This window comes from uncultured Megamonas sp. (genome assembly GCF_958438645.1).
Classification (GTDB): Bacteria; Bacillota; Negativicutes; order Selenomonadales; family Selenomonadaceae; genus Megamonas.
This window is the reverse complement of the sequence record NZ_CAUBSM010000002.1, coordinates 256,082-275,886: the sequence shown is the minus strand read 5'-3', so window position 1 is coordinate 275,886 and position 19,805 is coordinate 256,082. Positions and strand designations below refer to the sequence as shown.

At 31.1% G+C, this 19,805-nt stretch carries 19 protein-coding genes and 1 pseudogene; 9 read left to right on the top strand and 11 right to left on the bottom strand.

Annotation, left to right across the window (positions count from 1 at the left end):
• Window positions 1–68: 68 nt before the first annotated feature.
• The 4 genes and pseudogenes from Q5I67_RS03285 to Q5I67_RS03270 form a co-directional block, all read right to left on the bottom strand.
• Window positions 69–1,271 (bottom strand): annotated as a pseudogene (locus Q5I67_RS03285) (efflux RND transporter permease subunit); the annotation flags it as partial.
• Window positions 1,268–2,347: an efflux RND transporter periplasmic adaptor subunit gene (locus tag Q5I67_RS03280; protein WP_302486346.1), complete on the bottom strand. Its 1,080-nt coding sequence runs from the start codon at window positions 2,345–2,347 to the stop codon at window positions 1,268–1,270. The gene Q5I67_RS03280 and the pseudogene Q5I67_RS03285, both read right to left, overlap by 4 nt.
• Window positions 2,348–2,553: 206 nt before the next feature.
• Window positions 2,554–3,186: a TetR/AcrR family transcriptional regulator gene (locus Q5I67_RS03275; protein ID WP_302486345.1), complete on the bottom strand. Its 633-nt coding sequence runs from the start codon at window positions 3,184–3,186 to the stop codon at window positions 2,554–2,556.
• Window positions 3,187–3,323: 137 nt separating this feature from the next.
• The gene (locus tag Q5I67_RS03270) at window positions 3,324–4,748 is read right to left on the bottom strand and encodes an acetyl/propionyl/methylcrotonyl-CoA carboxylase subunit alpha (RefSeq protein WP_296899938.1); all 1,425 of its coding nucleotides are present in this window, start codon (window positions 4,746–4,748) and stop codon (window positions 3,324–3,326) included.
• 316 nt (window positions 4,749–5,064) lie between these two features.
• On the opposite strand from Q5I67_RS03270, the gene Q5I67_RS03265 reads away from it, so the two are divergent.
• The gene (locus tag Q5I67_RS03265; RefSeq protein ID WP_302486344.1) at window positions 5,065–5,772 is read left to right on the top strand and encodes a phosphatase; all 708 of its coding nucleotides are present in this window, start codon (window positions 5,065–5,067) and stop codon (window positions 5,770–5,772) included.
• A 104-nt stretch (window positions 5,773–5,876) separates the two neighbouring features.
• Here the strand turns inward: Q5I67_RS03265 and Q5I67_RS03260 are convergent, their stop codons facing one another.
• The 4 genes from Q5I67_RS03260 to dnaA form a co-directional block, all read right to left on the bottom strand.
• On the bottom strand, window positions 5,877–6,767 hold the full coding sequence (locus Q5I67_RS03260) for a DUF721 domain-containing protein (RefSeq protein ID WP_296899941.1): 891 nt from the start codon (window positions 6,765–6,767) through the stop codon (window positions 5,877–5,879).
• 40 nt (window positions 6,768–6,807) lie between these two features.
• Complete coding sequence (gene recF, locus Q5I67_RS03255; RefSeq protein WP_302486343.1) at window positions 6,808–7,917, bottom strand: DNA replication/repair protein RecF; 1,110 nt, start codon at window positions 7,915–7,917, stop codon at window positions 6,808–6,810.
• Window positions 7,918–7,922: 5 nt separating this feature from the next.
• On the bottom strand, window positions 7,923–9,041 hold the full coding sequence (dnaN, locus tag Q5I67_RS03250) for a DNA polymerase III subunit beta (protein ID WP_296899945.1): 1,119 nt from the start codon (window positions 9,039–9,041) through the stop codon (window positions 7,923–7,925).
• A gap of 257 nt (window positions 9,042–9,298) precedes the next feature.
• Window positions 9,299–10,789 (bottom strand): chromosomal replication initiator protein DnaA, encoded by a 1,491-nt coding sequence (dnaA, locus tag Q5I67_RS03245; RefSeq protein WP_302486342.1) that lies wholly within the window; start codon window positions 10,787–10,789, stop codon window positions 9,299–9,301.
• Window positions 10,790–10,994: 205 nt separating this feature from the next.
• Between dnaA and rpmH the strand changes: the two genes are divergently transcribed.
• The 8 genes from rpmH (at window position 10,995) to rsmG (ending at window position 17,380) form a co-directional block, all read left to right on the top strand.
• Window positions 10,995–11,129, top strand: coding sequence for a 50S ribosomal protein L34 (gene rpmH, locus Q5I67_RS03240; RefSeq protein WP_027889067.1), 135 nt, complete (start codon window positions 10,995–10,997; stop codon window positions 11,127–11,129).
• A 165-nt stretch (window positions 11,130–11,294) separates the two neighbouring features.
• Window positions 11,295–11,660: a ribonuclease P protein component gene (gene rnpA / locus Q5I67_RS03235; protein ID WP_296922709.1), complete on the top strand. Its 366-nt coding sequence runs from the start codon at window positions 11,295–11,297 to the stop codon at window positions 11,658–11,660.
• Window positions 11,657–11,866, top strand: a complete 210-nt coding sequence (gene yidD, locus Q5I67_RS03230; RefSeq protein WP_278741404.1) for a membrane protein insertion efficiency factor YidD — start codon at window positions 11,657–11,659, stop codon at window positions 11,864–11,866. Before rnpA ends, yidD begins: the two co-directional genes overlap by 4 nt.
• A gap of 64 nt (window positions 11,867–11,930) precedes the next feature.
• Entirely contained in the window at window positions 11,931–12,611 is a 681-nt protein-coding gene (locus Q5I67_RS03225; protein ID WP_296922702.1) for a YidC/Oxa1 family membrane protein insertase, read from the top strand.
• Window positions 12,612–12,614: 3 nt separating this feature from the next.
• Window positions 12,615–13,268 carry an RNA-binding cell elongation regulator Jag/EloR gene (jag, locus tag Q5I67_RS03220; RefSeq protein ID WP_302486341.1) on the top strand — a complete coding sequence of 218 codons (654 nt, stop codon included), beginning with the start codon at window positions 12,615–12,617 and terminating at the stop codon, window positions 13,266–13,268.
• 86 nt (window positions 13,269–13,354) lie between these two features.
• Window positions 13,355–14,752: a tRNA uridine-5-carboxymethylaminomethyl(34) synthesis GTPase MnmE gene (gene mnmE, locus Q5I67_RS03215; RefSeq protein WP_302486340.1), complete on the top strand. Its 1,398-nt coding sequence runs from the start codon at window positions 13,355–13,357 to the stop codon at window positions 14,750–14,752.
• A 31-nt stretch (window positions 14,753–14,783) separates the two neighbouring features.
• A complete protein-coding gene (mnmG, locus tag Q5I67_RS03210; protein WP_008539239.1) occupies window positions 14,784–16,664 on the top strand; it encodes a tRNA uridine-5-carboxymethylaminomethyl(34) synthesis enzyme MnmG in 1,881 nt (626 codons plus the stop codon).
• The gene (gene rsmG / locus Q5I67_RS03205; protein WP_270348867.1) at window positions 16,661–17,380 is read left to right on the top strand and encodes a 16S rRNA (guanine(527)-N(7))-methyltransferase RsmG; all 720 of its coding nucleotides are present in this window, start codon (window positions 16,661–16,663) and stop codon (window positions 17,378–17,380) included. Before mnmG ends, rsmG begins: the two co-directional genes overlap by 4 nt.
• Before the next feature lie 51 nt (window positions 17,381–17,431).
• Here rsmG and Q5I67_RS03200 read toward each other — a convergent pair whose 3' ends face one another.
• The 3 genes from Q5I67_RS03200 to deoC form a co-directional block, all read right to left on the bottom strand.
• On the bottom strand, window positions 17,432–18,520 hold the full coding sequence (locus tag Q5I67_RS03200) for a PTS transporter subunit EIIC (protein WP_296895774.1): 1,089 nt from the start codon (window positions 18,518–18,520) through the stop codon (window positions 17,432–17,434).
• A gap of 264 nt (window positions 18,521–18,784) precedes the next feature.
• The gene (locus Q5I67_RS03195) at window positions 18,785–19,072 is read right to left on the bottom strand and encodes an FGGY family carbohydrate kinase (RefSeq protein WP_302486339.1); all 288 of its coding nucleotides are present in this window, start codon (window positions 19,070–19,072) and stop codon (window positions 18,785–18,787) included.
• A gap of 14 nt (window positions 19,073–19,086) precedes the next feature.
• Window positions 19,087–19,749, bottom strand: coding sequence for a deoxyribose-phosphate aldolase (gene deoC, locus Q5I67_RS03190; protein ID WP_296922890.1), 663 nt, complete (start codon window positions 19,747–19,749; stop codon window positions 19,087–19,089).
• Window positions 19,750–19,805: the final 56 nt, after the last annotated feature.

Genomic DNA, 19,805 nt, shown 5'->3' with positions numbered 1-19,805 from the left:
TTCTATATACGCTGACTATTTTGTTCGCCTAACTCATGATTAAAATCACAAGTATACGGCTCACAATAATCAACTAATAAACCTAAGGAAATAATCAATGCTCCTAAAGAAACCTTATGCAAATCTATGCCCAAAGCTTCCATGGCCACAAATACACCTAAAATAACAAGTGGTATACAACCTGCAACTACCATGCCTGTTCTAAGGCCTAAGCTCAAAAAGCTAACTGCCAAGACAATGATAATCGCTTCTCGCAGGGAACCTACGAACTCATCTATTGAATCTTTTACTACTTGTGGCTGATTAGATACTTGATTTATTTCCAATCCTGTAGGTAAATATTTTTGCACTTCTGTAATAGTTTTTTGCAAATTTTCACCTAAGGTTAAAATATTACCTCCAGCTTCCATGGAAACAGCAAGACCTATAGCTGGCTGTCCATTATAAAACATCTTTGGCTCAGCTGGTTCTGTATATCTACGCTCTACAGTAGCAATATCTGCTAATCGTAAAATCTTTCCGCCTGCATTGATTGGCATCTCTTTAAGCATATCCACATCTGCAAATTGACCACTTAGACGTAAATAAACATTATCTGATTGCGTTTCAATCATGCCAGCTGGTGTCATCTGCTGTTGTGTCTGCACTGCCTGCATGATATCTTGAGGACTAATTCCCAATTCTGAAAGTTTATCTTGTGAAGCTTCTATATATATTTTTTCTGGCTGTTCACCCACAAGTTCTACTTTACTAACACTATCTATAGTCAATAAAATACGACGAATTTTCTCTGCCTTTTCACGCATTTCTTCATAAGAATAACCATCACCTGTGATAGCATAAATTGAACCATACACATCATCAAATCTATCATTATAATACGGACCATAAACACCTTCTGGCAAATCCTTCTTGATGTCATCAACCATATTGCGGACTTCAAGCCATGTAGGTCTTATCTTATCACTATCTATATCATCTCGTAGATTTACATAAATAACAGCTTCACCTGAACGTGAAAAGCTCTTTACATAATCAAGTCCTGGTGTATCTTGTAATTTTTTCTCAATCTTATCTGTAACTTGTTCTTCCATTTGTGAAGCTGTCGCACCTGGCCAAGCCACAGATACTACCATTTCTCTAATGGTAAAAGAAGGATCTTCCATTCTTCCTAGTTTCTGATAAGAGAAAATTCCTGCTAAAAAAATTACAACAATGAAATACCAGACTAAATTTTTATTTTTTAATGATACCTCTGTCAAATTTCTCATAACGTATCACCATCCGCTAATTTCACCGGTTGCCCTTCATATAGTTTATGCACACCTGCCGTTACTACTACATCGCCTTTATTAAGACCAGTAACTACTACATCATTTTTTCCCAAAGATACTACTTGTATATCTTTCAATTCAACATTTGAATCTCCGTTTACCACCCAAACTTGTGGTTTATTTTCTACTTGATATAAAGCAGTCAAAGGTAAAATAATATTTGTATTTCCTGTATTAGCATTTTCAAATATTACATTAGCTGTCATACCTAATTGAATATCCTGTGGTGGATTTATTAAACTTATCCTAACCTTATAAGTCTTAGCTACAGCGTCAGCTATTGGTGAAATTTCTCTAACTACACCTTGAACAGTAGTATCTTTTAATGCCCAAAAATCAACAATAGCATTTTGACCTATACTAATATCTTGAATTTTATTTTCAGGAATAGATATTTCAATTTCTCTTTCTCCATCCTGAATAAGCACAGCCACAGTCTGACCAGCACTGACAACTTGACCTACTTCTCCATTTACACTAGAAATAACACCATTTGCATCTGCGACTAATTGTGTATAACCCAAGGAATTATATCCTTGTGTAGCTTGAGCTACTGCCTGATTATACGCTGATAAAGCACTATCATACGCATTTTGATATTGATCTAAGGATTGAGCACTGACTGCATTAGCTGCATATAATTGCTCATATCTAGCAAGATTTGATTGTGCTAAATTCAATTGTGATTTAGCAGCTTCTACTTGAGCATCATAAGCATTTACACTTTGCCTAATATCTTTGTCATCAATTACCATTAAGACATCTCCTGCTGATACTCTATCTCCTAGATTTATATTTCTAGATAATATTTTTCCACTAACTTGAAAAGCCAAATTAGTTTCATAGCGACCTTTAACTACACCTGCATAATTATCTTCATTACTACTTGCACCATAATCAATTGTCTGTGTTTTTACATAAACAGTGTTATCCACAACTTGTTCATTTTTTCCACAACCTGTGCATAAATATAAAGATAATAACAAACATAGCACAAAAAATATTTTCTTCATCATAAATCCCTCCTTCTGTATTCATTTCTATTTTATTCATCACTTATATAATATCAGAAAAATCCTAATATAATAACAAATTTTATCATCTCATCTCACGAATGAATAAATTCATTCATTTAAATATTACTACAAATAAACTATACCGTCAAATAAAAAAAACTAAGTGTTGATATAATATAACACCTAGTTTTTTACATCTATATCTATAAAATGTTTTCCCAACCTTCACCTAGTAATTCAGGTTCTTTTATATTTAAAATCAATACTAAATTTGTCTTTAAATACTCTAAAAAAGACTTAATATAATCCTTTATATTTTGCTTAGGCATTTCTTCATGAAAAGTATGCACCAAACCAAAAATAAAAATCTTAGTCGTTCTTTCTATATCATGACAATTAAATATCTTTTCTTCATTACCTTGCTTAATTATCGGTATGATCACTTCTATAATCTGTCTGGAAATACTATCTAATCTATCCGCACGTAAGGCACTTACTTCACTATTAGCTTCAAATTCACCATGTTTGATAATATATTGAAACAATCTCTTTATTGTAATATTAAATTTATCAATCGCTTTCATATTATCAGGAAAAGGCTGTCTTATCTGCTGTAAAACCTGCTGTGCATAAAATTCAGCAGTTGCCGTAAAAATTTCTGTTTTAGATTTAAAATAACGATAACATAATCCTTGGGATATATTTAAATATTTAGCAATATCTTGTATCGTTGTATGTTCATAGCCCTTTTGGGAAAATAAATGTAATGCTGCTTCTATAATTTCTTGTTTTCTCTCTTCCGGTTCCTTGATAATTCTTATACGAGAGTTACTCATTATCTCCACCTTTACCTTTCTTTATATAAATTGAATTAATTCATTATTTATCATTTCTATTTATTTTGTCAATAAAAAAACCCCTGATAACTTATACTCGTTATCAGGGGCAGGTATATTACTATATATTTTATAAATCAAGCATAATACATACTTGCATTTATAGCATTGATAATTTCTTGTTCTGTCTTCGCTTTTTTCGAAGCTTTTAACTGTGCAGGTGTCATTGGTTGAACATATTTAGAGAAATGATTTCTGATAAATCTTGTATCAATATCACCTGTACAGAAATATTCATTCTTCAAAATACGTTGATGAAGTGGAATAGTTGTTTTGATACCACGAACTTGGAATTCATTTAATGCACGACGCATGATTTTAATAGCATCACCACGTGTACGACCATGTACAATAATTTTAGCAATTAAAGAATCATAATATGGTGAGATTGAAAGACCAGCACAAACGCCACTATCTACACGAACGCGAGGACCACCTGGTTCTAAGAAGAAATCAACTTTACCTGGAGATGGCATGAAGTTATTATCTGGATCTTCTGCGTTGATACGACATTCTATAGCATGACCTGTAAATTTAACATCTTCTTGTTGCAATTCTAAAGCTTCACCAGCTGCAATACGGATTTGTGTACGCACAAGATCAATACCTGTAACAGCTTCTGTTATGCCATGTTCAACTTGAACACGTGGATTTATTTCCATGAAATTAAATTGATTTGTTTTCAAATCAAGTAAAAATTCTACTGTACCGATATTATTATAGTGAACACTTTTAGCTGCTTTAATAGCTAATGCACCAACTTCCGCACGACGGTCAGGAGTCAATGCTATAGAAGGTGATTCTTCCAATAATTTTTGATTACGACGTTGAAGAGAACATTCACGTTCACCTAAATGAATAACATGACCATAATTATCAGCCACAATCTGTACTTCAATATGACGAGAATGTTCAATATAATGTTCAAAATAATATTTTACTTTATGAATGTCTATGATATTCAAGATATTTTTCAAATCTTCTTCGTTGTTGGCAATGAGCATACCTTTACCACCACCACCAGCAACAGGTTTTAAAATAATAGGATATCCAACATCTCTTGCTTTTTCAATAGCATCTTCATTACTTTCAAGCGGTGTACTACCTTTTGACATTGGAATTCCTGATGGCACCATAGCCGCTCTAGCTATATCTTTATCGCCTACTTTACGGATAGTATCTGCCCATGGTCCAATCCAAGTCATACCAGCTTTTGTTACCATTTCAGCAAAATCCGCATCTTCTGATAAGAAACCATAACCTGGATGAACAGCATCAGCTTCAGTTCTTTCAGCAGCTTCCATCAAAGCATCTTTATTCAAGTAACTTTCACTAGCATCAGCTGGTCCAATATTATAACTATAATCTGCTAATCTTACATGCATTGCATCTACATCTTCATCAGAGTATACAGCTACAGTTTCTATTCCCATTTCTTGACAAGCACGTATAATACGTACTGCTATTTCACCACGATTAGCAATTAAGACTCTTTTAAACATCTATTATGACCTCCTATAAGCCAATCTTATCAATTCATTGGTTATTTTTATACAATTACTATTATAAAAGAGCCTTATTCAGTAAATTTTAAAATGTTATAGCAATCGGCTCATCTTTAATAAAATCTATAACTTTTAGTTATTAATTTTATACTCAAATTACATAACTAGAATTATTATATCATAATAAAACAAAATATCAACGAAAAAATATATGTATATATGTATACAATATTTTTAATCAAAAGTATTTATTGACAGGCTCTACAAGATATTCCAAAATAAAATTATATTATAAAGAAAGAAGGCATTTTTTATGATTGATATTTTAGATGCACACACTCATACGATTGCTAGTGGACATGCATATAGCACACTTCAAGAAATGATCGACAGTGCCAAAGCCAAAGGTTTAAAATTACTTGGTATTACAGAACATACAACTAATATGCCTGGAACTTGTTCAGAAATTTATTTTTATAATTTCAAAGTTATACCTAGACAACAAGATGATTTATTAATTCGTATGGGTGCTGAAATTAACATTATAGATTATAAAGGTACAATGGACTTATCTGAAAAAGGCTTTAGTAAAATAGATTATGGTATTGCTAGTTTGCATGATATTTGCATCAAACCTGGCAATCAAGAAGAAAATACATTCACTATTATAGAAGCCATGAAACATCCTAAAATAAAAATTATCGGTCATCCAGATAACGGTTATTATCCTGTAGATTATGAAAAATTAGCTCTTGCTGCAAAAGAATATAATGTTCTTTTAGAATTAAATAATAGTTCCGTAAGTCCTAAAGGTGAACGACTAAATTCCCGTGAAAATATGAAATTAATGTTAAAGTATTGTGCACAATACGAGACTAATTTAATTATCGACAGTGATGCCCATATTGCTAATGATGTTGGTAATCATGAATACGTACATCAAATCTTAGCAGAAATGAATTTTCCATCCACATTAATTGTGAATACATCTGTGGATAAATTTAAAAAATTTATTGATTAATCACAATTAAAAGATAAAAATAGATGTTTATCCACAAGATAGTGTATATATTTGTGGATAAACTAAAAAATGTGTATATCTTTATCAAAGATATACACATTTTTTTATTTTCTCTTTTTATTATTGTCCCAAAAAGCCATATCAAAACGCAATTTATTTAACGTATCTTTTATTATACATTCATTTAATTTATCTGGAGAAATTGATTTATACAGCATTACTAATTTCATAGCTTCTATACTTTTAAAATCATCTGGGGATAATTTACTCGCTATTGTTTGAACTAATTTTTCACGCTGTTTTTTCACCATATCCATAGTACAATCCACATATTGTGATATATCTTGATATGTTGCCCATGGCATTTCTTCAAATATTTCAATAATAGCTTCTTCTTTTTCTTCTTTTATTTCACGCAAACAATTAAAACAAATTGGTTTTTCTTTAGGTGTCAATCTTCCACATTTTGTGCAATTTATCCACCCATAATTTTTTTTCAATTTTATTAACTGCAGATTTTTTAAATATACATTTTTTATTTTTTGTTTTAAATCCTCATCTTGTATATATTTTACCTTTTGTTCTGCTAATATTAATTCTTCATCAGTTATAGGTACTCTTTTTACATATTTTCCCAAATCAACTTTTCGTTCTAAAATTGCTGAATAATTTTCATTTTTTTTCTTTTTTAATCTCGTAAATTGTATATCTTTTACAAATTTATATCCTAAAAATTCATTTATTTTTTCAATAATTTCCATCTTTAAATATTGAAAATTATTTGCCCATACTGATGAATTTGCATAAACATATAATACACCAAATTTTATTTCTTGAGGAATTATATGTTTTCCAATTTCTTTTCCTACTATATCCCCCCAAGTATAAAAAATTTGGTTTTTTTTATATTCATTTAATAAACCTAGATTTTTCATAGTCTTAGGAATTATAGTATTTCCTGTTTCGAATAAATTATTTGAATATGCTCGTTTCATACTATTAATTCATATAATAAATATTATATGCCTTTCTCATTTATTCACTAACAATTCCTTTATCCACTTTGAAAAACTTATTTTTAGGGTGGATATTAAATAAACTTTTATCCGTTGCTGTAATCAATGTTTGCACATTATTATCCTGCAATATAGATAATAATTTTTCTCTTCTATTTGTATCCAATTCACTCATCACATCATCTAATAATAATACAGGATATTCTCCTGTTTCAGATTTTAAAAATTCTAGCTCTGCTAGCTTCAAGGATAAAATTGCACTGCGTTGCTGACCTTGAGAACCAAATGATTTTAATGAAATACTATTTATACTAAAATCAATATCATCTCTGTGTGGTCCGACACTAGTACTCCCCCTATATACATCATTATCCCGATGTTTTTTTAATATATTTTTATAAAAACTAAATAAATCATCAAAATTATTTAATACTCCATTACCTTTATTATAAATATTATATTTTATATTTAATATCTCTGTATCTTGAGATATCTGATAATGTGTTTTTTGGGCTAATTTTGATAAATCATTTATCCCCCTAATTCTCTTATCAACAATAAAAGAAGCTTTTTTTGCTATCTGTTCATCCCATGTATCTAACATAGTTATTAAATTTTTATTTTCACGAATTTTTTTTAATAAATTATTTCGTTGTAATAATAATCTATTATATTGCACTAATTCATTGTAATAGATTTTACTTATCTGGGATAATTCTATATCAATAAATCTTCTTCGCATAAGGGGTGAACCTTTTATAAGCATTAAATCTTCTGGAGAAAACAATATCATCGTTAATAATCCTGGTAAATCCTTTTGTTTAATAATTTCTCCATTAAAATTTAATTCTTTTCTAGTATTTTTTTTTATTTTTATCTTTAATATAGAATTAATATCCATTTTGGAAAATTTAATATTTATATTAGCTTCATTTTTTCCCCATAATATTAAATCCCCCTCAGTGCGAGTTCGATGTGATATACCTAAAGAAGAAAAATGTATAGCTTCAATAATATTTGTTTTTCCCTGTGCATTAAATCCTGTAAAAATATTTATATTAGGGGATAATTTTAAATTCAAATCTATATAATTTCTATAATTATATAATGTTAATAATTCTATTTTCATGATTATTACATTGTTTTTGTGCGTACAGGAGTGACAACATAAACAAAGTTTTTATTATCTTCTTGTGTGATAGAAGCTGTTGTTAATGGCTGATTAAAAGAAAATACAAAGTTCTCAGCATCAATGGCTTTTAATACATCGATAATATATTTTGCATTAAAGGAAATATTTATACCAGGTCCTTCAATATCTACATTTATTGTTTCTTCTGCTTTACCAATATTAGGATTATCAGAAGAGATTCTTACAATATTATCCACAAATTCAAAATGAATAATATTATAATCCCCCGAACGTGATATTAAAGATACACGATCTAGTGCAGATTGGAATTCATTTTTATTTATATTTACATGTGTTTTAAATTCTTTAGGAATAACGCGATTATAATCTGGAAATTGTCCTTCGATTAGACGTGAAATTACATATATATTTTCATAAGAGAAACTGATTTTATTATGTGTACAAGAAATTTGGATATCTGTAGGAATTTCAGAATTAAATATGTGTACAAATTCATTTAATATTTTTGCGGGAATAATTATTTTTATATTATTATCTGAAATATAATTTATATTTTCTTTTATTAAAGCAAGTCTGTGCATATTTGTTGCAGCCATTACGATATTTTCATCTGTTATATCCATTAAACAGCCTGTAAATACTGGTCTTGATTCATCTGTTGCACAAGCAAAGGATGTTTTTTTGATAAAATTTAAGAATATATCATTTTTTAAATTAAAATTAATTTGTCCTTTTAATGGTTCAATAATAGGAAATTCATTTTCTTGCATATTTAATAAATTAAATTGTGCTGAATTTGAACGAATATTTACAGTATTATCGCTCTCGTTATTTTTTATTTCTACATATTCACCAGGTAATGTACGAATAACTTCGTATAAATATTTTCCTGGTAATACAATGGTACCTTCTATTTCTATTATTCCTTTTATTTTGCAGATAATGCTGATTTCATAATCAGTACCTTGTAATTCAATAAAGTCTTGATGAGCTTTAATATATATACCAGATAATATTGGCATTTGTGGTCTACTAGGTACAGCTTTTAAAACTGTTTGAATTGCTTGTACTAATTCTTTTTTTTCACAGGTGATTTTCATGAGTTATCCACTCCTATGTTAGTATTCTATTATTATTATATATATATTATATATTAGTAGTATTAGTAGTAGGTATCTGTGGATATGTTGATAAGTGGCTTGAAAGCTTATGGCATATGGCTTTAAGCCTGTTGATATCTTGTGGATATTTTGTGACTAATTATCCACATATCCACATCTTTGTGTGTATTTCTTAGTTATGCACAGTTTATACACAAGTTATCAACATAATTATCCACAACTCTTGTTAATAAGTTTTACTTTGTGATTAAAGCTTTGATTTCATCGATAATACTTGCTGTCTTAGGATTATCGTTATATTGTTTTTTTATTTTGTCATGAGCATGCATAACAGTAGTATGGTCTCTGCCACCAAAGTTACCGCCTATTTTAGGAAGTGAGGCATCAGTCATTTCTCTAGCTAAATACATGGCTATTTGACGAGGAAAAGCGATACTGCGATTGCGTTTTTTTCCATTTAAGTCAGCTAAGGTTAATTTAAAATATTTAGCGACTGTTTCTTGAATTAATGATATGTTGATAACTTTATCCACTTGTTTTGTTTTTGTTTCGTGTTTTGTTATCGTATTTTTTAAAACATCAATAGCTAATTCGTTAGTTACAGGATAATGTTTGAATGAGGCATAAGCGACTACTCTTGTTAATGCACCTTCTAATTCACGAACATTATTATCAATATGGCTAGCGATATATGTCATAACATCTAGAGGAACATCTAAATTATCCATTAATGTTTTTTTCTTTAAAATGGCAATTCTTGTTTCTAAATCTGGTGCCTGTACATCTGCAAGTAATCCACCTTCAAATCTAGAGCATAGTCTATCTTCAAGGGGTTTGATTTCTTTAGGGGGACGGTCACTAGACAAGATAATTTGTTTGTTAGCATCTTTTAAAGCGTTAAATGTGTGGAAAAATTCCTCTTGTATACGTTCTTTATTTGCTAAGAATTGAACATCATCGACAAGTAATACATCTATGTTGCGATATTTTTGACGAAAAGCAGCAGATGTGCCATCTTTTATGGAATTAATTAATTCATTTGTGAATTTTTCACTAGTTGTGTATAAAACTCTTTTTTGGGGATGCTTTTGCAAAATCTTATGACCTATTGCATGCATTAAATGTGTTTTTCCTAGACCTACACCGCCATACATAAAAAATGGATTGTAATCTTTGGCTGGATTTTCAGCAATAGCAAGTGCTGCAGCATGAGCAAAACTATTAGAGTTACCGATGACAAAACTTTCAAAAGTATATTTTGGATTTAGTGAGGATTTATCTCCGGGATTTATAGGAAGAGGTGTCTCTGTCATTTCACTAGGTGGTTGCATTGCTTCAGTTAGTGTTGGTTGAAATAAATCGTTTGATTGTGCTAAATTAGTTGCTTTTTTTTTCGTTCTAACGCGTGTATTGCGTTTTTTTAATTGTTGTTGTTTTAATTCATCTGGATAGATGGTTTCTGCATTTTTAGAGCTTTCAAGATTAGTTATAGATATTTCTAAATGTGCTTTAGTTATTTCATAACAAGAATCTGTTAAAAAAGGTAGATAGTATTTTTCTACCCAATTTTTTGTGAAGACATTAGGAGCACCTAGTTCTAGTATTTCTGTAGTGAGCTTGATAGGTTTTAGTGGTTTTAACCAATTGTTGCAAACTCTAGTAGATAACGAATTTTCTAGATTTTTTAATATTTCTTCCCAAGTTGTTTGTAATTGAATATCCGTCATGGAGGCAAATCCTTTCTTAAAATTTTTTATAAAATTATCCACAGAATTTATCAAAACCTGTGGATAAGTGCATAAATATATTATCAAAATGAGTATAAGATATCAACAAGTATTTTGAAATCTGTTGACACAAAAACAGCAGTAGTCTATAATTCTAATAGCTATAATTTGAACTATTATGGTGTTTTTTAAGGAGGTGTGAAAATTGAAACAGACATTTCAGCCAAATACTCATTGGAAAAAGAAAACTCATGGTTTCCGTCAACGTATGAAAACTAAAGGTGGTCGCCTTGTTTTAAAAAGAAGACGTGCTAGAGGAAGACATAAGTTATCCGCATAATAATAGGTCACTACGGTGGCCTCTTTTTCCTTTTGTCATAAGTAGAGATGGTGAGATTTATTTTGCCATCTCTACAATTGGGAATAATAGTATCAGTTTAATTTTGTATTTTGCTTAAAAAATTGTGAGCATAAACTTCAGATTAACTTCCTAAGTGAGGGTAATATGAAATATACTTTACAAAAGAAAATCATTGTTAAAGAAAATAGTGATTTTCAAAAAATTTATCGTTATGGCCGTTCTTTAGCAAATAAGAATATGGTTATATATTATTGTAAAGCATTTCATCCGTCTTATAGAGTGGCTTTTGCTGCTGGTAAGAAACTCGGAAATGCTGTTACTAGAAATCGTGTTAAACGATTACTCAGACAAGTATATAGATTACATCGTCATGAAATAAAAGATGATTATTGTCTCTTACTTGTAGGCAGAGCGGCAGCTGTAGATTTGAAGTCTACAGCTTTAGAGAAATCATTTTATTCACTATGTAAGCGTGCTAACATTTTGAAAAAAGAGGTTGAGAAAAAGTGAAGCGGATTTTCATTGGCTTAATTTTGTTTTATCGAAATTTTATATCTCCATTGAAACCGCCTTGCTGTCGCTATATTCCGACTTGTTCAGAATATGCCTTGATTGCGGTAGAAAAATATGGTGTCATTCACGGAGGCTGGATGGCAATAAAACGAATATTGCGATGCCATCCTTTTCATAAAGGTGGATATGACCCTGTAAAATAGATTTGATGTAGATTAATAGATTATTCATTGGTAATTTTAATTTTTACTTATAGGATGTGATGACTTGGATTTTATTTCTTCTATTTTTAATCCACTTGTACAATTATTAGAATTCATATTAGGTTTATTCCATGATTGCTTAAGTACAGTAGGTTTAGAATCTTATGGTGTGGCAATTATAGTATTGACTGCTATTATAAAAATGATTTTTTATCCTTTAACAGTAAAACAGGTAAAATCCATGAAGGCAATGCAGGAATTGCAGCCTAAGATGAAAAAACTTCAAGAAAAGTTTAAAAATGATCCAAAACGATTGCAACAGGAAATGGGTATGCTTTATAAAAATGCTGGGGTAAATCCTTTAGCAGGTTGTTTGCCATTATTAGTGCAAATGCCTTTTTTAATGGCTATGTTTTATGCATTACAAAGAATAGATTATGGTGGAGATCCAACATTTTTATGGATTATGAATCTATCTAATCCGGATCCATACTACATTTTGCCTGTTTTATCAGCAATAAGTACTTTTGTAGTACAAAAACAAACATCTTCAGCTTCTAGTTCTCCACAGATGCAAATGCAGATGAAGATTATGTCTGTAGTGATGCCTTTATTTATCGGATGGATCAGTTGTAATTTTGCGGCTGGTTTGGTTATTTATTGGATTGTCAATAATATTATGCAGATATTGCAGCAGTGGTGGATGTATAGACATGAAGATACTTCTGCAAAAAAGGGGTCATAATATATGGCAAGAGTTATTGAAGTAACTGGTAAAGATATTGAGGAAGCAAAGAAATTGGCATTGAGTCAATTGAATTTACCTCAAGAGCGTGTTATTTTTGAAGTATTGGAAGAACCTTCAAAAGGCTTTTTTGGTTTAATCGGTGCTAGAGAAGCAAAGATTAGAGCTACTGAAAAAGAATTAACACCACTAGAAAAAGGTCAAGAATTTTTAAAGAAGATTTTTAAATCCATGCACAAAGATATCAAGATTGAATGCGTAGAAGAAGATATAAATTATAAATTCAATCTTATCGGTGATGATTTAGGTGTATTGATAGGTAAACATGGTCAAACACTTGACTCATTGCAATATCTAACAAATATGGCTGCTAATAAAAATGTTACAGGTGCAAGAGTTCGCATTGTTTTAGATGTGGAAAATTATCGTAAACGTCGCGAAGAAACACTTTGTCAATTGGCAGAAAGATTAGCGAATAAAGCTAGAAAATATCGCACTAAAGTAGTTTTAGAGCCAATGAATCGCCATGAAAGAAAAATAATTCATATGGCACTTCAAGATTATGCTGATATCATAACTTATAGTGATGGTGTTGAACCTCATCGTAAAATTGTCGTGGATATTAAGCATAACAAAAATGAAGATTTAGTAATTTAATAGTGAAAATAAAGCTGTGAAAGGGCTGTTTCCAATTGTTTATATTATTTGGGGCAGTCCTTTTGTGTCTAATTGGGGGATTTTTAATGAAAAATTTTGGGGAAAATGACACTATCGTAGCAATTTCTACACCACCGGGAGAAGGCGGAATTGGTATTGTTCGTATTAGTGGTGAAAATGCTGGCGTTGTTGCTAGTAAGTTATTTAAATGTGCTAAAAAGGATTTGACTGTAGAAAATTTTGAAAGTCACAAAGTAGTATATGGCAAAGTCGTAGATGAAAATAGCAATGTCATCGATGAGGCTTTATGTATAGCAATGTGGGCACCAAATTCTTATACGAAAGAAAATGTGGTGGAAATTCAAAGTCATGGCGGAGCTTTAGTTGTACGTCGTATTTTGGAATTAGCATTGCAAAATGGTGCTAGAATGGCAGAACCGGGAGAATTTACAAAACGAGCTTTTTTAAATGGTAGATTGGATTTATCACAAGCTCAATCAGTAATGGATATCATAAAAGCGAGAACAGATGCTTCGCTTCGCATGGCAGCAGGTCATCTTCAAGGTAAATTTTCTGATGAAATCAAAGCAATGCGTCATGATATTTTAGAAGTTATTGCTCATTTAGAAGCTTCCATAGATTTTCCAGAAGATGATATTGAAGCAGTAGCCAAAGATGAGGCTAGTGCAAAAGTAACGAATATAAAAAATCGCATAGAAGAGATGTTATCTACGTTTAATACTGGTAGAATATTGCGTGATGGTTTAGTAACAGCTATCATTGGTAAGCCAAATGTAGGTAAATCCAGCCTTTTAAATACGCTTTTGCGTGAAGATAGAGCGATTGTAACAGATATTCCAGGGACTACAAGAGATAGTTTAGAAGAGTATGCAAATATCGGTGGAGTTCCTTTAAAGATTATAGATACAGCTGGTATTCGTGAAACAGAAGATAAAGTAGAACAAATTGGTGTAGAAAAATCCATGTCTTATGTGCAAAAGGCAGACTTAATTTTAGCCTTATTTGATACATCTTCTGATTTAACAAAAGAAGATGAAGAAATCATTAATTTATTACAAGGTAAAGAAGGCATAGTTTTACTTACTAAAAATGATTTGTCTTGTGTATTAGATATAGAAGATTTGAAACAGCGTTTGCAGGGCAATTTTAAATATATGCAGATATCTACATTCAACAATGATGGTATAAAAGAATTAGAGCAAGAGATTGTAAATCGCGTGTATAGTGGTACAGTAAAACAAGCTGAAGGCATTTTTGTAAATAATGTGCGTCAGGCTAATGCATTAAAAGAAGCACAAAAATATTTAGAGGATTGTCTAAATACTATTGAAATGGATATGGCAGAAGATTTTATTGTCATAGATATTCGCTCTGCTTGGGAAAAATTGGGAGAAATAACAGGCGATACAGTAGATGAAGATATTATTGACCAGATATTTAGTCAATTTTGCATAGGTAAATAAAACGATATAGTTTGAAATAGGAGGAATTTTTTTGTTTATTGCAGGCAATTATGATGTAATTATTATTGGTGCAGGTCATGCTGGCGTAGAAGCAGCTCTTGCCAGTGCTCGTATGGGTTGTAATACTTTACTTACAACTTTGAATATGGATAATATAGCAATGATGCCATGTAATCCATCTGTAGGTGGCCCAGCTAAAGGTCATTTAGTCCGTGAAATTGATGCTTTAGGCGGAGAAATGGGTGTAAATGCTGATAAAACTTGTATTCAATATCGTATGCTCAATACTGGTAAAGGCCCTGCTGTACAGGCTTTGAGAGCACAAGCAGATAAAAAATTATATCAAAATACAATGAAGCATACTTGTGAATTGCAAGAAAATCTCGATGTAAAACAATTATTGATAGATGAAATCTTATTTGAAGATAATAAGGTAACAGGTGTGGTAGTAGAAACTGGTGAAGTTTATACTTGTAAGGCTGTAGTGCTTGCTTCTGGAACATATTTAAAAGGACGTATTATCATTGGTGAAAATACATATGATGGAGGTCCAAATGGTCAAAGAGCAGCTATAAAATTATCTTCATGCTTATTAAAAGCTGGTGTTGAACTCATGCGTTTTAAAACAGGTACACCAGCTCGTGTAGACCGTCGTTCTTTAGATTTTTCCAAAATGATAATTCAACCTGGTGATGATGAAGTTCATAATTTTTCTTTTATGAGCGATGTAAAAACTCGTGAACAAGTTCCTTGTTGGCTAACTTATACAAATGAACAGACTCATAAAATCATCAGAGACAATATTGAACGTGCACCGATGGCAAATGGTATTATCACTGGTGTAGGCCCTAGATATTGCCCATCTATTGAAACAAAAATTGTGCGTTTCCCAGATAAAGAACGTCATCAATTATTTATTGAACCGGAAGGTTTAGATACTGAAGAAATGTATGTACAAGGTATGTCTACAAGTATGCCTATTGATGTACAGATGGAATTTTTACGCACTATTCCAGGCTTGGAAAATGTGAGAATTATGCGTCCTGGTTATGCTATCGAATATGATTGCATCAATCCATTACAATTAAAACCTTCTTTGGAATTTAAGAAAATAAGCGGTTTCTTCTCAGCTGGGCAGACAAATGGTACATCTGGATATGAAGAAGCAGCTTCACAAGGTCTTATTGCTGGTATCAATGCCGCTTTGAAAATTCAAGGAAAAGAACCTTTGATTTTAAAACGTTCTGATGGATATATTGGCGTTTTAATTGATGATTTAGTAACTAAAGGTACTAATGAACCATATCGTGTAATGACTTCTCGTGCAGAATATCGTTTGCTTTTACGTCAAGACAATGCTGATTTACGTTTAACAGAAAAAGGCCGTCAGGTTGGTTTAGTGTCTGATGAACGTTATGCTCGCTTTGTAAAACGTCGCGATAGCATTAAAAATACCATTGAATTATTGAGTGAGATTCGCATTCATCCAAATAAAGAAACTCTAGCGAAGATGCAGGAATTTGAATTAGGCTCTATTCACAATACTGTTACAGCGGCGGATTTATTAAAACGTAAAGAAATCAGCTATGATGATTTAAAACATATCGTAGAGCTTCCAGAAATAAGTGAAGATGTGAAAAAACAAGTAGAAATTACTTTGGTATATGAAGGTTATATCAAAAAACAATTAGAACAAGTTGAACGCATGGAAAAACTTGAAGAAAAATTATTACCAGAAGATATAAATTATGATGAAGTATCTAGCCTTCGCGATGAAGCTAGAGAAAAATTAAACGCAATAAGACCAATTTCCATAGGTCAAGCAAGTCGTATATCTGGTGTATCTCCAGCAGATATTTCTGTATTACTTGTTTATCTAGAGCAGTATCGTCGACAGGAGGAAAATGCATGAGCTTTGTAAATGATCTAAGTGAGGTAGCTAAAGAATATGGTTTAGAACTCACTAGCGACCAAATAAACGCTTTTAACAGATATTATGAGTTACTTATCGAATGGAATGAAAAAATCAATTTAACAGCGATTACAGAGCCTAGAGAAGTAGCTATAAAACATATCGTAGATTCACTTAGTTGTTATCAAAAAGAATTATTTACAGGACAGGTAAGTCTTATTGACGTTGGGACAGGAGCAGGCTTTCCAGGACTTCCATTAAAGATATTTTGTCCAGAATTAAAATTGACGTTACTTGATTCTTTGAATAAACGTGTGAAATTTTTACAACTTGTAGTTGATGAATTGGGCTTAAAAGATGTAGAAGTAATCCATGCACGTAGTGAAGAAGCAGCAAGAAATAAAAAATATCGTGAAAAATTTGATTTAGCAACAGCAAGAGCAGTAGCTAGATTACCTATCATTTGTGAATATTGTCTGCCTTTTGTAAAACAAGGTGGTACTTTTATCGCTTTAAAAGGTCGTCAATATGAAGAAGAAATACAAGAAGCACAAAAAGCATTTTCTGTATTAGGTGGGAAATTGGTTAAATCTATGCCTGTAAAACTCCCTGAATTGGAAGATAAAAGAGCTGTTGTCTATATCAAAAAAGAAAAAGCAACACCTAAAGTATATCCGCGTAAAGCAGGTACGCCAGAGCGAAATCCAATTGTTTAAAATATAGATAAACTGGAAAATAAAAAAAGATAGTACATTTGTACTATCTTTTTATTTTGCTAAATCAACTTTAAATTTTAAACAATAAGCAATGATGAAAGCAATAATGGCAGCAATTACATCACTTAAAATATACAATAGAAAGCCATCGCCATAAAATACAGGAAGAGAAGCTAGACTAGGAAAGGCAAAAGCAATAGCTTTAGCGCCTGAATAACCAGCGATAGCACCACCAATACCACCACCGATGCATACGGCTATCATAGGCTTTTTGCGAGGTAAATTTACACCAAACATAATTGGTTCAGTGATACCAAATAATGCTGATAAAATAGAAGATGCGCAAATAGATTTAAATTTCGTATCTTTACTTTTTAAGAATACAGCAAGTCCTGCACCAGCTTGAGCAAATACAGCAGGTCCCATTAAGGCTAAAACTGTATCTGAACCCAATACAGCAATATTATTCATACCGATTAAAATAAAACTCCAGTGGAAACCAAAGATTACCATTGGTTGAATGACTGTGCCTAATAACGCTCCTGAAATAATTGGGGAAAAATTATAGATATATTCATAGATATTAGCGAGAAAATCACCTATAACCATACCAATAGGGCCAAATAAGAATAATGTTACAAATCCTACAAAGATAATACACAAAAGAGGTGTCAAAAACCCTTTTACCATATCAGGGAAAATTTTATTTAAAAATTTTTCAACAAAAGTTAATAATGCTGAAGCTAAAATAATAGGGATAACACTAGAATGGTATGTAACACCTTTTAAAGGAATATGGAAGAATTCTACAGTTTGACTAGATTCTAAGATATGATTTAGTGAAGGATAAAGGAAAATACCTGCAATAACGACAGCAGTAAAGGGATTAGCACCAAATTTTTTAGCTGATGTATAGGCTAATAACATGGGTAAAAAGTAAAATAAACTGTCAGCCATGGCATTTAAAACAAGGTAATTATCACTTTCTTTAATTAGTACATCTGTGGCGATTAATACAGCAATAATACCTTTTAAGATACCAGCGGCACTTAGTAAACTGACAATGGGTAAAAATATACCAGCGATACCATCAATTATAGTATTAATCATTGATTTTTGGTGTTGAGAAGAAGTGTTCATACAGATAAAAATAGTCCTTTCGATGAATTTATTATGTACATATATCTTATATAAATACACACATAGCTAATAATTATACTTAGTGTTAACAATATTGTCAATTTGTGAGTTAAATTAAAGAAAATATGTGTATTTTTAGATAATGAATTTATAGAGATTGAAGAAATTTTAAAATCAAAAAAACTGCACTTTAAGTGCAGTTTTTTATTTAATATAGTTAAAAATTAATATTATCACTATCTTTGTAAGAGCCACCACAAGTAGTTATATTATCAATAGCACACATATCTTCATTACACAGACACAACCCATCATTTGGCCACTAAAGGATATAGCTAAAATATCTTTAGGATTAATATTTTTTATTAATGTTTTAGTGGTAGCTATGACAGCTTGCCACCAATCGTTAGGATTTTGTTCTGCCCAGTTATTATTAGAGTAATAAACATCATAATTATATGTGCAACTAGCGATGAGTTGCCCTTCTGTAGAAAATAAAGTAGCTTTATTTCCAGATGTTCCTAAGTCGTGAGCTGGTAAGTATTTACCCATAGGTATGCTCCTAATTATTTATTATTGTATGCTTCTGTGATTTTTATAGCAGAAGATGTGCCAATTCTTTCAGCACCAGCTTCAATCATTTTTAAGCAAGTATCTAAATCGCGAATTCCACCAGCGGCTTTTACTTTTACTGTGTCTTTGACAATGCTTTTCATGAGTTTTACATCTTCAACTGTAGCGCCACCTGTACCAAAGCCTGTAGAAGTTTTGATGAAGTCTGGTTTTACTTCAAGTGCTATTTCGCATAATTTAATTTTTTCTTCATCAGTAAGATAGCAATTTTCAAAAATAACTTTAGAAATTACATTATGTTTTCTGCAAACATCTACTATTTGAGTCATTTCTTCTTTGATATAATCATAATTTTTTTCTTTTAATTCTGTAATATTAATTACATAATCAATTTCATCTGCACCGTTTGCAATAGCATCTTTAGTTTCAAAGACTTTAGTTTCAATTGTAGTTTGCCCTAAAGGAAAACTAATAGCAGCACCTACATGAATGTCAGTTCCTGTTAAAAGTTCTTTGCATAATTTTGTCTGTGTAGAATTGATAGCTACCATCATAAAATCATATTTTTTAGCTTCTTCGCAAAGTTTAGCCATATCTTCTCTAGTAGCATAAGGTTTTAAACATGTGTGATCAAAGTATTTACTAAATTTATTCATAGTTATCGCTCTTTTCTTTGTTATTATGTAATTACATAATAACAAAATAACAAAAT

Bases quoted from the DNA above. Each gene is read 5' to 3' on its own strand.
- Q5I67_RS03280 (WP_302486346.1), bottom strand. From the start codon at position 2,347: ATGAAGAAAATATTTTTTGTGCTATGTTTGTTATTATCTTTATATTTA.
- Q5I67_RS03275 (WP_302486345.1), bottom strand. From the start codon at position 3,186: ATGAGTAACTCTCGTATAAGAATTATCAAGGAACCGGAAGAGAGAAAA.
- Q5I67_RS03270 (WP_296899938.1), bottom strand. From the start codon at position 4,748: ATGTTTAAAAGAGTCTTAATTGCTAATCGTGGTGAAATAGCAGTACGT.
- Q5I67_RS03265 (WP_302486344.1), top strand. From the start codon at position 5,065: ATGATTGATATTTTAGATGCACACACTCATACGATTGCTAGTGGACAT.
- Q5I67_RS03260 (WP_296899941.1), bottom strand. From the start codon at position 6,767: ATGAAACGAGCATATTCAAATAATTTATTCGAAACAGGAAATACTATA.
- recF (WP_302486343.1), bottom strand. From the start codon at position 7,917: ATGAAAATAGAATTATTAACATTATATAATTATAGAAATTATATAGAT.
- dnaN (WP_296899945.1), bottom strand. From the start codon at position 9,041: ATGAAAATCACCTGTGAAAAAAAAGAATTAGTACAAGCAATTCAAACA.
- dnaA (WP_302486342.1), bottom strand. From the start codon at position 10,789: ATGACGGATATTCAATTACAAACAACTTGGGAAGAAATATTAAAAAAT.
- rnpA (WP_296922709.1), top strand. From the start codon at position 11,295: ATGAAATATACTTTACAAAAGAAAATCATTGTTAAAGAAAATAGTGAT.
- jag (WP_302486341.1), top strand. From the start codon at position 12,615: ATGGCAAGAGTTATTGAAGTAACTGGTAAAGATATTGAGGAAGCAAAG.
- mnmE (WP_302486340.1), top strand. From the start codon at position 13,355: ATGAAAAATTTTGGGGAAAATGACACTATCGTAGCAATTTCTACACCA.
- rsmG (WP_270348867.1), top strand. From the start codon at position 16,661: ATGAGCTTTGTAAATGATCTAAGTGAGGTAGCTAAAGAATATGGTTTA.
- Q5I67_RS03200 (WP_296895774.1), bottom strand. From the start codon at position 18,520: ATGAACACTTCTTCTCAACACCAAAAATCAATGATTAATACTATAATT.
- Q5I67_RS03195 (WP_302486339.1), bottom strand. From the start codon at position 19,072: ATGGGTAAATACTTACCAGCTCACGACTTAGGAACATCTGGAAATAAA.
- deoC (WP_296922890.1), bottom strand. From the start codon at position 19,749: ATGAATAAATTTAGTAAATACTTTGATCACACATGTTTAAAACCTTAT.